Source organism: Rouxiella sp. S1S-2 (genome assembly GCF_009208105.1).
GTDB lineage: Bacteria > Pseudomonadota > Gammaproteobacteria > Enterobacterales > Enterobacteriaceae > Rouxiella.
On record NZ_WFKL01000001.1, the window covers coordinates 3,787,127 to 3,801,823 of the forward strand.

The following is a 14,697-nucleotide window of genomic DNA, read 5'->3' on the forward strand; positions in this document are numbered from 1 at the left end:
ACGTAATGTGAAATCAAGCAATTAGCGGGCTGCGGGTTGCAGCTTGGCCGGCAAATGGAATGAGATCTGGCTATATAAAATCAGAGGCTATTCCCCTACTAAAAGTACTGCTTTTATCACGCTGTGGTTACTAACCCGGCAAAAGCAGACTTACCGAAATAATGCGCCCCTATGCAGGCGACAACCGGGAGGTTGACGACTATGCGAGAAGACTCGGGGCCAACGGTTTATCCGGCCATAGAGGTTATTTTGCCCGCAGTTCTGACAATAATGCAAAAATAACGAGTAAGTTAAGATGAAAAGAATGTTGATTAACGCAACTCAGCAAGAAGAGTTGCGCGTTGCTCTTGTAGATGGACAACGGCTTTACGATCTGGATATTGAAAGTCCTGGACACGAGCAGAAAAAAGCCAATATTTACAAAGGTAAAATCACCCGCATAGAGCCAAGTCTTGAAGCAGCATTCGTTGATTATGGTGCTGAAAGGCATGGTTTTCTCCCTCTCAAAGAAATCGCCCGCGAATACTTCCCCAGCAATTATTCCTCCCACGGTCGTCCAAACATCAAAGATGTTCTGCGCGAAGGTCAGGAAGTTATTGTTCAGGTAGATAAAGAAGAACGTGGTAACAAAGGTGCAGCGCTGACGACGTTCATCAGCCTCGCCGGTAGCTATTTAGTGTTAATGCCTAACAATCCGCGCGCTGGTGGCATTTCCCGCCGGATCGAAGGCGATGACCGCACCGAGTTGAAAGAAGCGCTCTCCTCCCTGCAATTGCCTGACGGCATGGGCCTCATCGTGCGTACTGCCGGTGTAGGTAAAGATGCGGATGCATTGCAGTGGGACCTGAGCTTCCGTATGAAGCACTGGGATGCCATCAAGAAAGCCGCTGAAGGTCGCCCGGCACCTTTCCTTATCCACCAGGAAAGTAACGTTATCGTTCGCGCATTCCGTGACTATCTGCGTCCGGACATCGGCGAAATTCTTATCGATAATCCGAAAGTTCTCGAACTGGCGAAAGAGCATATTGCCGCACTGGGTCGTCCAGACTTTAGCAGCAAAATCAAACCTTACGTCGGTGAAATCCCGCTGTTCAGCCACTACCAAATCGAATCGCAGATCGAATCCGCTTTCCAGCGTGAAGTTCGCCTGCCTTCCGGTGGCTCGATTGTTATTGATACCACCGAAGCGTTAACGGCTATCGATATCAACTCCGCTCGCGCAACCCGCGGCGGCGACATCGAAGAAACGGCCTTCAATACTAACCTCGAAGCCGCAGAAGAAATTGCACGTCAGCTGCGCCTGCGTGACCTCGGCGGCCTGATCGTTATCGATTACATCGACATGACACCGGTTCGTCACCAGCGCGAAGTTGAAAACCGCCTGCGTGATGCCGTACGTCAAGACCGTGCGCGCATTCAGATTGGCCGTATCTCTCGCTTTGGCCTGCTGGAAATGTCGCGCCAGCGTTTGAGCCCGTCGCTGGGTGAATCTACCCATCACGTCTGCCCACGCTGTAGCGGAACTGGGACTATTCGTGACAACGAATCACTTTCACTGTCGATTCTTCGTTTAATTGAAGAAGAAGCGCTGAAAGAGAACACCAAAGAAGTTCACGCTATCGTGCCTGTGCCGATTGCGTCTTACCTGCTCAATGAAAAACGTGATTCGGTAAACGCCATCGAGAAGCGTCAGGGCGGCGTTCGCGCGATTATCGTGCCAAACGACCAGATGCATACTCCGCACTATCACGTACTGCGCGTGCGCAAGGGTGAAGAGTCTTCAACGTTGAGCTATCTACTGCCTCAGCTACATGAAGCCGAGATGCTGCAACCTTCTGAAGATTTGCCAGCAGAACGCAAACGTCCTGAGCAACCTGCTCTGGCAACCTTTGCCCTGCCGGCCGAAGCCCCCCCGGCTTCTTACGAGCAGCCAGATGCCGTGCAGTCCCAGCCGGTTCAAACTCGCACTGCGGTTGTGAATACTGCCCCTGCTGCAGCTGAGAAATCAGGCTTTATCAGCAAACTGCTGGGCGGACTCAAGAACCTGTTTGCTTCCGAACCTAAACCAGAAGCTAAACCGGTTGAAGAAGAAGTTAAAGTCGAACCTGAAACCACCGATAGCGAAAACCGTCGTAACGGCGATCGTCGTAATCAGCGTCGTCAGGGCACACGTCGCAACGGTGAGCGCAGCAACGGCCGCGATCGTAACGAAAATCGCGATAATCGTGACCGTACTGACAGCCGTGGCGAACGTAGTGAAGGCCGCAACGAGCCTCGCGAAAATACCCGTGAGCCGCGTGAGGACCAACGCCGCAACCGTCGTAACCAAGAGCCAGCCGCTGTTGAAACTGCGGTGCAGGAAGTTGAAAACGCCGGCAATCGTGAAGAGCAGCAGCAACCTCGTCGCGAGCGTGGCGATCGTTCACGTCGTCGCAACGATGATAAGCGTAAAAATCAGCAGGAAGATAAAGTTGCTGAAGCGGTGGTTGTTGAGGAAGTTGCCGCCGCGCCAGTCGCAGCAGCGGTTGAGGATCAAGAAGACCGTATGCCGAGCCAGCGCCGTCAGCGCCGTCCACTGAACCAGAAGATTCGCTTTGAGTCTGAAGTTGTGGATCAGGACGTTGAAGATGCTGCTCAAATGCTGGTAACCGGCGTTAAACCGGTCGAGCGTCCAGCTGTCGAGCAAGAAGTTGCTGCACCGGTGCAAACCGAAGCCAGCAATGAAGCCGATACTGAAGCTGATGCTGACGATGCACAGGGTGATAACGCACGTGAAAACGGCATGCCGCGTCGCTCGCGTCGTTCACCGCGTCATCTGCGCGTTAGCGGTCAACGTCGTCGTCGTTATCGTGACGAGCGTTACCCGTCTCAGTCACCGATGCCTTTAGCGGGTGCGTTTGTATCCCCAGAGATGGCTTCCGGTAAAGTGTGGGTCTCTTACCCCATTGTTCAACCGTCCGAGCAGGTTCACTCTTATGAGCAGCAGCCAGCGGTTCAGGAACAGGTTGAAGTCAGCGCACCGGCGGCAGTACTGACCGAGCAGGTTGAGATTGCACAGGCCAATACGCCAGCTGCAAGCGAAGTGAAACCGGTTATCGAGCAGTCGGCGCAGGTTTCAGACCCTCTGGTTCAGACTTCGGCATTGACGCTTGCAGAAGCTCAGCAGGTTATTGCGCAGGAAGAAGTTGACGTGACGAAAGCCGAGACCGTTGCGGCCGAGCCTCACGTGGTTGAACCTGCCACGCTCGAAGTGACTGATGCCGTCGTTCCGGCTCCAACCCCTACTGAGCCTGTGGTGGTTGAACCTGTTCACGTTGAAACGCCAAAAGTTGAGGAAGTTATTGCTTCTCCTGCCGCGCTAGAGCCTGCTATACAAGCTGCTGCGCCGGTCGTTGAAGACGTTAAGCCTCAGGGAGAAGACTCCGTTAAGGTAGAAGTTGCCGGTATTCAGGCGACCGAAGCCGAAGCGCCAGCTATCGAAATCCCTGCCGCTCCAGCGCCAGTTGCACCTGCAGAACCGGTTGCCGCCACGCAAACCGCTCCTGCTGTTGCCACCCAAACGCCAGAACCTGCAGTGAAAACTCAAGCTTCTGCGGGCGACCAGACGCGCTTTAAACATCATGCGACTGCGCCGATGACTAAAGCCCCTGCAGCGGTCTTCGTGGCTGAAGCCCCGCGTCACAGCGACTGGGTTCGTCCGTCATACGACTTTGAAGGAAAAGGTTCTGCCGGCGGCCACGCCGCTGTCACCACCGCAACGGCACCGGCCACCAAGCCGGAAATGCCTCAATAACATGAGTCATTTGTTGCCTTAACTAAAAAACCCGCCGATGGCGGGTTTTTTTATTACTGCTTTTAACACCTGCCTTTAACTGCTTCTTAAACCACTATGTTCAGACAGGTCGTTCCCTCAGGCAAACACTTTCATTTTCTTGATTTCGATTTTCTCGAGCTTGCCATCCAGCAAACTTACAAAATGCTGGAAATGGGCACTGCTTTCGTGCTGATCAATTGCCTCTTCTGAACGCCAGCGTTCGTAAAAAACAAAACAGTTAGTGCTGCCAATTTCGCGATGCAGATCATATTGCAGGCATCCCAGCTCTTCGCGGCTGGCAGCAACGATGGCCAACAGCGCGGGAGTGACCTCTTCAACAAACTCAGGTTTGATGGTTAACGGTGCAACGATTCTGACTTCCATAATTTCAACTCCTGTATAATAAATTCAGCTTCTTACAGCCCGAAAAAAATGATTTTCTCTAATAATTGCCGACTACTATGCTCCCCGATTTGCACTGATTTCAATGTTAACTTAACAAAGTAATGCATCCTTTACATTTTGCGCTTATCCTTGTACCCCGCCGTTAATGCTCCCATTACTGCACCCGATTCGAACGTCCTGTCTCTCAATGCCGGAGTTTTGTAACATGACCGCAATACCGCAAGTTTTGAAAATACGCCGCCCAGATGACTGGCATATCCACCTTCGCGACGACGCCGTGCTGAATGCAGTATTGCCGTTTACCAGTGAAGTATTTGGCCGCGCCATTGTGATGCCAAACCTGTCGCCTCCGGTCACTACCGTGGATGCGGCTATTGCCTACCGCACTCGAATCGAAGCCGCTATCCCGGCAGGACACAAATTTACTCCGCTGCTGACCTGCTACCTCACTGACTCTCTGGACCCTAACGAACTCTCACGAGGCTTCGAAGAAGGCGTATTTACCGCGGCCAAGCTTTATCCGGCGAATGCGACCACTAACTCTAGCCACGGCGTCAAAGACGTTAAAGGTATCTATCCGGTACTCGAGCGCATGCAGAAAATTGGCATGCCTTTGCTTATTCACGGCGAAGTGACCCATGCGGAGGTCGATATTTTCGACCGCGAAGCGCGCTTTATTGATGAAGTGATGGATCCCATCCGCCGTCAATTGCCTGAACTGAAGGTAGTCTTTGAGCACATCACCACCAAAGAGGCCGCACAGTACGTTTTAGGCGGAAACCAATACCTCGGCGCGACTATTACGCCACAGCACCTGATGTTCAACCGTAATCACATGCTGGTTGGCGGCGTGCGCCCTCACCTGTTCTGTTTGCCAATTCTTAAACGTAGCGTGCACCAGCAGGCACTGCGTGAAGTGATCGCCGGCGGCAATAACCGTTTCTTCCTGGGCACCGACTCAGCGCCGCATGCCAGGCACCTGAAAGAATCCAGCTGTGGCTGCGCGGGCTGTTTCAATGCGCCACTGGCGCTGTCAGCCTATGCCACGGTGTTTGAAGAGATGAACGCACTTGAGCACTTCGAAGCGTTCTGTTCAGAAAACGGTCCAAACTTCTATGGCCTGCCACTCAACGAAGGCACCGTTGAGCTGACCCGAACTCCTGTCACTCAGCCGGAAACCTTCCCGCTCGGCAACGACACCATTGTGCCCTTCCTTGCCGGCCAAACGCTTAACTGGAAAGTGACGTCCTGCTAAATTGCTCCGTGCGCATATTGCGGGAAGACGCTCGTCTTCCCGTTTTTTACTCTTCCTCTCTTGCTCTTCTAAAAATAACTGTATATATTCACAGTATATATTATACGGAGGGGCAGTTATGCGTATTGAAGTCTGCATCGACAGAACAAAACCTTTGCCAATTGGGGCGCTGGAAGCACTGTCAGGTGAACTGAGTAAGCGTATTAATAAACAATTCTCTGAAACCCAAAACAGCGTGCAGGTACGCTATGCCGGTGCCAACAATCTTTCAGTGCTCGGTGGAGCCAAGACTGATAAAGATGTTATCGAAGAAATATTGCAGGAGACCTGGGAAAGCGCAGACGACTGGTTCTCCACCGAAGGTTCTGACATGTAAATCGTCAATACCCTATAAATTAATAATAACCAGGCTGTGTAAGCCATTTCAAGTTTGCCGGGCGTCGCTGTCCGGCTTTTTTATTTGCTTAAATAATGCATAAAATGCCTATAAATTGTACTTGGGGAAATTTTTACAACTAAATAAGGGATTTCTATGCCAAAAATTGAATAAATGCTTATACTGAAAAAGCTCACCTGATAATGAGCCGCATTGATCCTCGTTAGTCACTCATGATAGTCACTACAAAATAAGGGGTCTATATGGACAGAAATGACGAAGTAATTCAGACACACCCGCTTGTTGGTTGGGATATCAGTACTGTTGATTCGTACGACGCCATGATGATACGTCTTCATTACCTGTCTTCTAAAGACCAAACGCCAGAGGATGCTCAGGTAGACAGAACCTTATGGTTAACTACCGACGTTGCAAGGCAACTGATCAATATCCTTGAAGCTGGCATAGAAAAGATAGAATCACACGAGTATGAGTTCATTGATCAAAGAAAACATTAATCGAAACGACCTAGTCTAGGGCACCCGAGAATACTCTCCGGTGCCTTTTTTAATGCCTGTTCCAATGCCTTCTTCTGCCTTGCTATCCGCTACAAAAAATCACTATCATGCCTTATCTTTTTTTTAATGTTTCGAGGAGCCATCGTCCGATGGATTATGATCTCATTGTGGTCGGGAGTGGTTCAGTTGGCGCCGCTGCCGGTTTTTATGCCACCCGCGCAGGACTAAAAGTTTTAATGATTGATGGGGCGATGCCGCCGCATCAAGAAGGCAGTCACCACGGTGAAACGCGGTTAATCCGCCACGCTTACGGGGAAGGTGCTCGCTATGTCCCGTTGGTTTTACGGGCGCAGGCGCTGTGGAACGAGCTGGCGATGCTTACCGAGCAAGAAATTTTCCGCTCATGCGGCGTGATCAACATCGGTCCGGAAGGATCTGAATTTATTGCCAATGTTAAATCGAGCGCCCTCAAGTTTAATCTTAATACTCAGTCGCTTAATGCCGAGCAAATCCGCCATAAATGGCCCCAGCTTACCGTGCCTGAAGGTTACAGCGGCGTTTTTGAGCCAGACTCAGGTTATCTATTCTGTGAGAAAGCCATCAGCGGTTATATCAAACTGGCAAGAGAAGCCGGTTGCGCGCAGCTGTTTAACTGCCCGGTAGAGAGCGTCCACTATGAGGGTGATATTGCTGTCGTAAGCACGCATGAAGGTGAATACCGTACGCCCAAACTGGCATTAACCGCCGGAACTTGGGTCAAAAAATTTCTGCCTTCACTGCCGATGACACCTGTGCGTAAAGTTTTTTCCTGGCATCAGGCCGATGGTCGTTACAGCGAAGATAACCATTTTCCGGCGTTCACCGTTGAGACACAGTCTGGCGACCAGTTTTATGGTTTTCCAGCGGTTAAAGACAGCCTCAAATTAGGTAAACACAACGGCGGACAGCCGATCGACTCCCCCGAGCAGCGCACACCGTTTGGCAGTGTTGCACAGGACGGTAGCGAGGTGTTCAGCTTTCTTCGCCAATTCTTGCCCGGTGTCGGTGTTTGTCTGTACGGTAAATCCTGCACCTATGATGTCACTGCCGACGAAGATTTTATTATCGACAAGGTGCCTGAGCACGATAACACCCTGGTGATTTCCGGACTGAGCGGCCACGGCTTTAAGTTCGCCAGCGCACTGGGAGAAACGGTTGCCCTGTTTGCACAAGATCTCCCCCCCAAAACAGACCTGTCGCCTTTTTCTCTATCGCGCTTTTAATCCTAATATTTATTTTAATAAATATTCGCCGAAATATACGTTCGGCGAATATCAAACCCTTCAATTATTAAAACATTATTAATAATCGCTTTTTTTCAGCCACGTATTTGACATTGTCCAATATAAACACCTATTCTTCCAAAACTTGATCATCGGATCGATCAGCATACCCTACCTAACAAACCCTACATGGATGTTACTCATGAAAATACTTGTTGTTGAGCCCTGCAGTTTCATGCGCCTTGGCATGTTGGAAATATTAAATGAACACAAAGCAATCGACCTACTTGACGTTGAATGCTTGGCCGATGCATTAATAAAAGCCCCACTCTTTAAACCAGATATAATATTCGCGAACATGACCAGTCATTGTCACAGCACTCAGTTTGATAGCAATATTAATGAATTTTTAAAATTTAGAAAAAACAGCAAAGTATATTGCTATCTGGATGCAAACTATCCGGATAACCGGGAGCCCATTATGGTAGCGGAGAACTTTTTCATTACTAATAAACAGAAGGTTATCGATGTACTTAACCACGTCAGCCGACTGGTTGATGCCTCAACGTCCTTTAGGCTATGTACCCAGCCCTACTCCATTTTCAGCGATCAGGAGATGCTGGTAATGAATGACTGGATGGCTGAAATGCCAAACTACCGGATCGCTCGAAAGTTAAATATCAGTGATAGAACAGTTTACGTGCACAAACGGCATATTACACAAAAAATTAAAGTCAGAAATCGACTTGAGTTTTGCTTTGTTTATAATTTAATTAAATATCTTTACTGGCCCCTTAATCCTCAAGCACAGCGCCCAATGAGTCGACAGACTAAAAGTGACTTGTTAAGTTTAACGCGCTAATGATTTAATTCATGAATATAAAAATACTAAATAATACAATGAAATGCTAACGAGAAGAATGTTAATGAGACATTAAAAAAGGCCACCTTTTCAGGTAGCCTTTTTCCTAAATTTAATTTTTACTAACTCGGCGTATTGCTGCCTAGATTAGCCTCTTCATCTTCACGTTTCTTTTTACGTAAACGTATTTTCTTCAACAGTTTCTTCGCTTCTTCTTTGTTTTCAACCGCTGGGGCAGAACCAATCAAAGGTTTACGCGCCGTTTCTTTCAACGTCAATACGGTAATCGCACCAATCAGGGCCGCACCCATCAGGTAGTAGGCTGGGACCAGCACGTTGCCCGTTTCTGAAACCAACCATGAAGTGATGAGCGGCGTAGTGCCGCCAAACAGCGAGACGGAGATGTTAAAACCGATTGCCAGTGCACTGTAACGGGTGTTAGTAGTAAACAGCGCAGGCAGCGCCGAAGGCATGGTGCCGCTGAAAAAGGTATGCAGAACACCTAGCAGCATCAGACCGCAAAATACGCCCACAACACCGCCTTGACCAATCAGCATCAGCGCGGGTATCGAAAATAGGATCAACCCAACGGCACCGGCAAGCAGCACCGGTTTACGCCCCAGCCGATCATTCCAGAAACCCAGCAGCAGGGTCATTGGCATCATAATAAACATCACCACCATAATCAGCATCAGGCCGCTAAGCTCGCTTAATCCGAGTACGCTGGTCAGGTAACTTGGCATGTAAGACGTCAGCATATAGTTGGAAACGTTGAATAGCAGCACCAGGCCAATACACTGCAGCATCGGCCGCCAGTATTTTCTCAGCATCTCAAACAAGGTTTGACGCGGTTTGCTGTCTTCTATTTGCTCCTGCTTCTCCATATGTTTCTGAAACGCAGGCGTTTCCTCAAGCTTTAAACGGATATACAAGCCAAATAAACCTAATGGCGCAGCGATATAGAACGGAATACGCCAGCCCCAGTCGAGCAGTTGCTGAGGCGTAATAAATGCAGTGAGTCCAGTAACCAGACCCGCCCCCAGCAAATAACCGCCGAGCGTACCAAACTCCAACCAGCTGCCCATAAATCCACGGCGCTTGTCGGTGGAGTATTCAGCGATAAAAGTGGCTGCCCCACCGTATTCACCGCCGGTCGAGAAGCCCTGCACCAGACGCGCCACCAGCAGCAAAATAGGTGCCGCGATACCAATACTTGAATAACTCGGAATCAAACCGATGCTGAATGTCCCTATCGCCATCATGATCATGGTAAAGGCGAGCACTTTCTGACGACCGATTTTGTCACCCAATGGCCCAAATACCAGCCCCCCTAACGGACGGATCAGAAACGCGGCGGCAAAGGTGGCAAAAGTGGCAATGAGCTGCGCCGATGCACTCCCGCTCGGGAAGAAAACGTGCCCGATGGTGACGGCTAAAAAACTGTATACCCCAAAGTCGAACCACTCCATTGCATTACCCAACGCCGCGGCTCCCACTGCGCGGTTAAGCATTTTCCGGTCAACAATGGTGATGTCATCAAGAGTCAGTTCGGGCTTGTTTCGTTTGCGCCAAAATTTGATGTGGGAAGTATGAGATTCCGTTGAATCTTTCATTAAATAACCTCAGATGTTGCATGAAGGGGTTTCAATGCAGCACCATAGCTTTCGCTTCCCCAATGGATTGGCTTGTTCATTTACAATGAACGAAAGTGATGCGACAGCTATGCAGCAGCGTTTATTATTCACTCCATTTCTGATTATTTTCAGTATTAAAAACTTCATCACAATCAGTAACGGAACGCTTTTTTACATTTCTTTAACCTATACAAAAATGTGATCGTGGTCAAGTTTGCTGTATATTTTCACAGAATCACTCGCTGTAAAATCACGCCCTCCACTTCAATAAATAAATAATAATTCATTGTTTTAAATGAATAAAAATAATAACACTCAAAATCACCGAGTGAAGCTCGCTCCCTGACTTAAACAAGTATAGTCGCCAATAAAAGACTGATTAAAAATTTATCCTGACAAAAAAATGACATTTCTCTGATATTTTTCGTAGGTAAAACGCCCTTTTTCTTCGTCATGATCAGGGTAAAATTCGGTTCATCAAAAACAGAGTGGGAAGTTAGTCATCAGGGCAGGCAGATAAGCCGAGAAATCAGTGACGGGTAAATTTATTGATGTATCGAAGCAGAAAGGAAGGGAGTAAGCCTGCAGCTAAAGACCTGCAGGCTTAAAAAACGGTTATCAGTCGATTGATCCCGCGTCTTTAGGGGCTGGAATATGCATGGTTGTCTGCAATAACCCTTTAGATTTATTGAATATTTTATTGCCATTCTCACGACCGGCCCGCAGTGCGCGCTGTTGCTCAGGTGGAAGCTTGAGCTCAGTCTGGCAGATTTCGCTACAGCAGCCTTCAAACTTGGCGGCGCAGGATGGGCACTGAATGAACAGCAAATGGCAGCCGTCGTTCAGACAGTTCGTGTGATTATCACACTCAGCACCGCACTGGTGGCAGTGGGCAATCACGTCGTCAGAGATTCTTTCGCCCATGCGCTCATCAAATACAAAATTTTTGCCTTTAAATTTTACCGGCAAACCCTGTTCTTTGGCACGACGTGCATACTCGATAATCCCGCCTTCAACGTGATAAACATTTTTAAAGCCGTTATGCAGCATGTAGGCGCTGGCCTTCTCACAGCGGATACCGCCGGTGCAGTACATAACAATCTTTTTGTCTTTATCGTCCTTCAGCATATCAACGGCCATCGGCAGCTGGTCGCGGAAGGTATCAGAAGGCACTTCAATCGCCTTGTCAAAATGCCCCACTTCGTATTCGTAGTGGTTACGCATATCGACAAAAAGCGTATCAGGATCGTCAATCATTGCGTTGACCTGTTCCGCCTTGAGGTATTCACCTATGTTGGAAGGGTCAAAGGTATCATCATCAATGCCGTCTGCCACAATTCGCTCACGCACTTTGAAGCGCAGCACCCAAAATGACTTGCCGTCGTCTTCCAGCGCAATATTTAAGCGAATATTGTCGAGAGCCGGATGACAGGCAAAAAGATGCTGTTTAAAAGCCTCGAATTGGCTTTGCGGAACGCTAATCTGCGCATTGATGCCTTCTTTAGCCACATAAATGCGGCCAAAAACATTTAACTTAACCAGATCAATGTAGAGCCGGTCGCGAAATGCTTTAGGGTCATCAAGATGGAAGTATTTATAAAAAGAAACTGTCGTGCGCGGCTCGGCTTCTGCCAGCATGCGTGCCTTCAGTTCCTCGTTAGAAATTCGGTTATGTAACACTGGCATGGTGTACTTTCCTGTCTTTCGTTGAGGCTATTCTAAGCAGAGTAAAAATTAAAACGGCGCTATCATACATTAAACAGCCACCATGATTAAAGCTTCGGTTACCACATCCCGTGTTGCCTGATACACATTTCAAACTCATTAGAGGTCACCATGAGCAAGTTATTTGAAAGCATCAAACTCGGTTCACTGACGTTAGCTAACCGCATCGTTATCGCGCCTATGTGCCAATACTCGGCCGAACACGGTAAAGCAACGTCATGGCACCACGCCCACCTTGGCCAGCTCTCATTTTCCGGTGCAGGATTATTGATTCTGGAGGCCACGGCGGTTGAGGACGTAGGTAGGATCTCCCCGCAGGACCTTGGTTTATGGAACGATGAAACCGAAGAGGCAATGGCTAACCTGGTCACTTCACTGCGTGAAAACAGTGACATTCCATTAGGCATACAGCTGGGGCACGCGGGTCGCAAGGCATCGTGCTATGCGCCATGGGAAGGCGGCACGCAAATCAGCGCCAAACTCGGTGGCTGGCAAACGGTAGCGCCTTCTGCCGTAGGTTTTGCCGATACCGATAACGTGCCGGAAGCAATGTCACTAGAAAGAATCAGCGCCCTTAAGCAGGCCTTCGTCGACAGCGCAAAGCGCGCGGACAAACTGGGCTTCGACCTGATTGAACTGCACGGTGCACACGGTTATTTACTGCACCAGTTCCTGTCTCCTCTTTCAAATCAGCGCACGGATCAATACGGCGGCTCATTGGAAAACCGTATGCGCCTGCTGTTGGAGATTTATCAGGAACTGCGCCAGGTCTTCTCTGACAACAAACCGATTGGCGTGCGCATCTCTGCCACCGATTGGGTACCGGGCGGCTGGGACGTGGAACAGTCGATTGAACTTTCTAAGGCACTTGAAAAACTGGGGTGCAGCTACATTCACGTCTCGAGTGGCGGTCTGTCAACGCAGCAGAAAATTGCCGTAGGTCCTAATTATCAGGTGCCGTTCGCGCAAAGTATCAAGCAAGCGGTGGATATCCCGGTTATCGCCGTGGGGCTAATTACTGAGCCAGAGCAGGCTGAAGCTATCGTTTCTACCGGTCAGGCAGACATGATAGCGCTGGCGCGCGGCGTGCTCTACAACCCACGCTGGCCTTGGCATGCGGCGGCAAAACTGGGGGCTAAGGTTAGTGCACCCAAACAGTATTGGCGCAGCGAGCCGCATAATGTGAAAGGTTTATTCGACGTAAAATAATCGTTTACACTTCGCTATTGTCACTGAGGGCGCCTTTTAGGCGCCCTTTTTTTATGCACAAAAAACCTAATCGAACCTTTCGTGCGATATATCGCGCTTTTATGACATGACAAGGGGGTGATGATTGACAAAATCGGGTTCTTTATCAATATTCAAAGCGGCAGACACGTAGTTTTCACGCCTTGCCCGGAAAGTTTTAGCATAAATGATTAAGTGGAAATCAAGCCGAAAAGTTTAAAAATCACACACTTTAAGGAGATATCAGGATTCAATCGTTCAAAAATGAGGTTTTAATGCCGTCATTTTTCACCTTAATAAAAAAAAGTGTCACAATATACGACTTTGCTTAGGAAGATTTACCTCCTGCAATAATGAGAATTCACATAAGCAGGCATTTCCTCGGCGGGCTGCTAGCTGGCTTTACCGTGCATTGAGTCATGATGCTCTTGACTCAATAAACAGGCATAGCCAAGACAGAGCTTATATTTTCCTACTTCAAACGATGACGCAGAGATTTTATGACTCAGGTACCAACCTTTAACCGTTCGTTATTGCATCCCCGTTACTGGGTTACCTGGATGGGGCTGGGACTGTTGTATTTACTGGTGCTTTTGCCCTACCCCATTATCTATCGCATGGGGTGTGGCATTGGCCGCTTTTCCATGCGTTTCTTAAAACGCCGCCGTAATATTGCCCAGCGTAACCTGGAGCTGTGTTTCCCGGATATGCCGCAAAGCCAGCGAGATGGATTGATACTTAAAAACTTTGAATCCGTCGGCATGGGATTGTTTGAAACTGGCATGGCGTGGTTCTGGCCAGACTGGCGCATAGAGCGCTGGTTTAAGGTCAGCGGATTGGAGCACATTCAGAAGGCGCGTGATAACCAACAGGGTGTGCTGCTGATTGGCGTGCACTTTTTAACGCTGGAGCTGGGCGCACGCATCTTTGGTATCCACAATCCCGGCGTCGGGGTTTATCGTCCTCATGACAACAAGCTGATGGACTGGATCCAGACAAAGGGACGCATGCGCTCCAACAAGGCAATGCTGGATCGTAAAGATCTCAAAGGCATGATCCGCAGTCTTAAACAGGGTGACATTATCTGGTATGCCCCTGACCACGACTACGGCCCACGCAGCAGTGTATTTGTGCCATTCTTTGCCGTGGATAAAGCCGCCACCACCAAAGGGACCTATCTGCTGGCGCGGATGGGCAAACCGGCGATTATCCCCTTTACCCCGCGTCGTTTACCCGGCGGTAAAGGCTATGAGCTGCTGCTGCATCCTGCAGTCGAAAATTTCCCGCTCGATGATGAGGTCGTCGCAGCCACCCACATGAACAAAGTGGTGGAAGACGAAATTAAACTGGCTCCTGAACAGTATATGTGGCTGCATCGTCGATTTAAGACGCGTCCAGACGGCGAACCTTCGCTGTACTAATGCTTTCCATAGCCCTGTCAGACCTCTTCGCGCACCAGGGCTATAAAATCTCAACAAGTTGTATTTTCAAACAGTTTTTTTGAAAGACTTCATCAACGTTATCTGATTTCCTCCACCCGCAATGTAGAGAATACTGGCAATATAATTTCATCTGTGACTCATTTTGAAATCACCGATGACGTTTTATAACAGACAGCC

At 49.0% G+C, this 14,697-nt stretch carries 11 protein-coding genes; 8 read left to right on the forward strand and 3 right to left on the reverse strand.

Annotated features, from left to right (window positions below; genetic code table 11):
* The first annotated feature begins 295 nt into the window (after positions 1-295).
* Entirely contained in the window at positions 296-3,793 is a 3,498-nt protein-coding gene (gene rne, locus GA565_RS17360) for a ribonuclease E (protein ID WP_152199658.1), read from the forward strand.
* 117 nt (positions 3,794-3,910) lie between these two features.
* Here the strand turns inward: rne and GA565_RS17365 are convergent, their stop codons facing one another.
* Positions 3,911-4,198, reverse strand: coding sequence for a putative quinol monooxygenase (locus tag GA565_RS17365; RefSeq protein WP_152199660.1), 288 nt, complete (start codon positions 4,196-4,198; stop codon positions 3,911-3,913).
* A 226-nt stretch (positions 4,199-4,424) separates the two neighbouring features.
* Between GA565_RS17365 and pyrC the strand changes: the two genes are divergently transcribed.
* The 5 genes from pyrC (at position 4,425) to GA565_RS17390 (ending at position 8,492) form a co-directional block, all read left to right on the forward strand.
* Positions 4,425-5,474 (forward strand): dihydroorotase, encoded by a 1,050-nt coding sequence (pyrC, locus tag GA565_RS17370; RefSeq protein ID WP_152199662.1) that lies wholly within the window; start codon positions 4,425-4,427, stop codon positions 5,472-5,474.
* Positions 5,475-5,592: 118 nt separating this feature from the next.
* A complete protein-coding gene (dinI, locus tag GA565_RS17375) occupies positions 5,593-5,850 on the forward strand; it encodes a DNA damage-inducible protein I (RefSeq protein ID WP_152199664.1) in 258 nt (85 codons plus the stop codon).
* Positions 5,851-6,113: 263 nt separating this feature from the next.
* The gene (gene bssS / locus GA565_RS17380; protein WP_055783077.1) at positions 6,114-6,368 is read left to right on the forward strand and encodes a biofilm formation regulator BssS; all 255 of its coding nucleotides are present in this window, start codon (positions 6,114-6,116) and stop codon (positions 6,366-6,368) included.
* Between the two features lie 149 nt (positions 6,369-6,517).
* Positions 6,518-7,630 (forward strand): N-methyl-L-tryptophan oxidase, encoded by a 1,113-nt coding sequence (gene solA, locus GA565_RS17385; RefSeq protein ID WP_152199665.1) that lies wholly within the window; start codon positions 6,518-6,520, stop codon positions 7,628-7,630.
* A gap of 202 nt (positions 7,631-7,832) precedes the next feature.
* Complete coding sequence (locus tag GA565_RS17390; RefSeq protein WP_152199667.1) at positions 7,833-8,492, forward strand: LuxR C-terminal-related transcriptional regulator; 660 nt, start codon at positions 7,833-7,835, stop codon at positions 8,490-8,492.
* Between the two features lie 122 nt (positions 8,493-8,614).
* On the opposite strand, the gene proP is transcribed toward GA565_RS17390, so the two are convergent.
* Positions 8,615-10,105 (reverse strand): glycine betaine/L-proline transporter ProP, encoded by a 1,491-nt coding sequence (gene proP, locus GA565_RS17395; protein ID WP_152199669.1) that lies wholly within the window; start codon positions 10,103-10,105, stop codon positions 8,615-8,617.
* A gap of 639 nt (positions 10,106-10,744) precedes the next feature.
* Complete coding sequence (locus GA565_RS17400; protein ID WP_152199671.1) at positions 10,745-11,812, reverse strand: rhodanese-related sulfurtransferase; 1,068 nt, start codon at positions 11,810-11,812, stop codon at positions 10,745-10,747.
* 150 nt (positions 11,813-11,962) lie between these two features.
* Between GA565_RS17400 and GA565_RS17405 the strand changes: the two genes are divergently transcribed.
* Both GA565_RS17405 and GA565_RS17410 read left to right on the forward strand, forming a co-directional pair.
* The gene (locus GA565_RS17405; RefSeq protein WP_152199672.1) at positions 11,963-13,060 is read left to right on the forward strand and encodes an NADH:flavin oxidoreductase/NADH oxidase; all 1,098 of its coding nucleotides are present in this window, start codon (positions 11,963-11,965) and stop codon (positions 13,058-13,060) included.
* 518 nt (positions 13,061-13,578) lie between these two features.
* Positions 13,579-14,499 (forward strand): Kdo(2)-lipid IV(A) acyltransferase, encoded by a 921-nt coding sequence (locus tag GA565_RS17410; RefSeq protein WP_152199673.1) that lies wholly within the window; start codon positions 13,579-13,581, stop codon positions 14,497-14,499.
* Positions 14,500-14,697 lie beyond the last annotated feature (198 nt).

Bases quoted from the DNA above. Each gene is read 5' to 3' on its own strand.
- GA565_RS17405 (WP_152199672.1), top strand. From the start codon at position 11,963: ATGAGCAAGTTATTTGAAAGCATCAAACTCGGTTCACTGACGTTAGCT.
- GA565_RS17365 (WP_152199660.1), bottom strand. From the start codon at position 4,198: ATGGAAGTCAGAATCGTTGCACCGTTAACCATCAAACCTGAGTTTGTT.
- solA (WP_152199665.1), top strand. From the start codon at position 6,518: ATGGATTATGATCTCATTGTGGTCGGGAGTGGTTCAGTTGGCGCCGCT.
- proP (WP_152199669.1), bottom strand. From the start codon at position 10,105: ATGAAAGATTCAACGGAATCTCATACTTCCCACATCAAATTTTGGCGC.
- GA565_RS17390 (WP_152199667.1), top strand. From the start codon at position 7,833: ATGAAAATACTTGTTGTTGAGCCCTGCAGTTTCATGCGCCTTGGCATG.
- GA565_RS17400 (WP_152199671.1), bottom strand. From the start codon at position 11,812: ATGCCAGTGTTACATAACCGAATTTCTAACGAGGAACTGAAGGCACGC.
- bssS (WP_055783077.1), top strand. From the start codon at position 6,114: ATGGACAGAAATGACGAAGTAATTCAGACACACCCGCTTGTTGGTTGG.
- dinI (WP_152199664.1), top strand. From the start codon at position 5,593: ATGCGTATTGAAGTCTGCATCGACAGAACAAAACCTTTGCCAATTGGG.
- rne (WP_152199658.1), top strand. From the start codon at position 296: ATGAAAAGAATGTTGATTAACGCAACTCAGCAAGAAGAGTTGCGCGTT.
- GA565_RS17410 (WP_152199673.1), top strand. From the start codon at position 13,579: ATGACTCAGGTACCAACCTTTAACCGTTCGTTATTGCATCCCCGTTAC.
- pyrC (WP_152199662.1), top strand. From the start codon at position 4,425: ATGACCGCAATACCGCAAGTTTTGAAAATACGCCGCCCAGATGACTGG.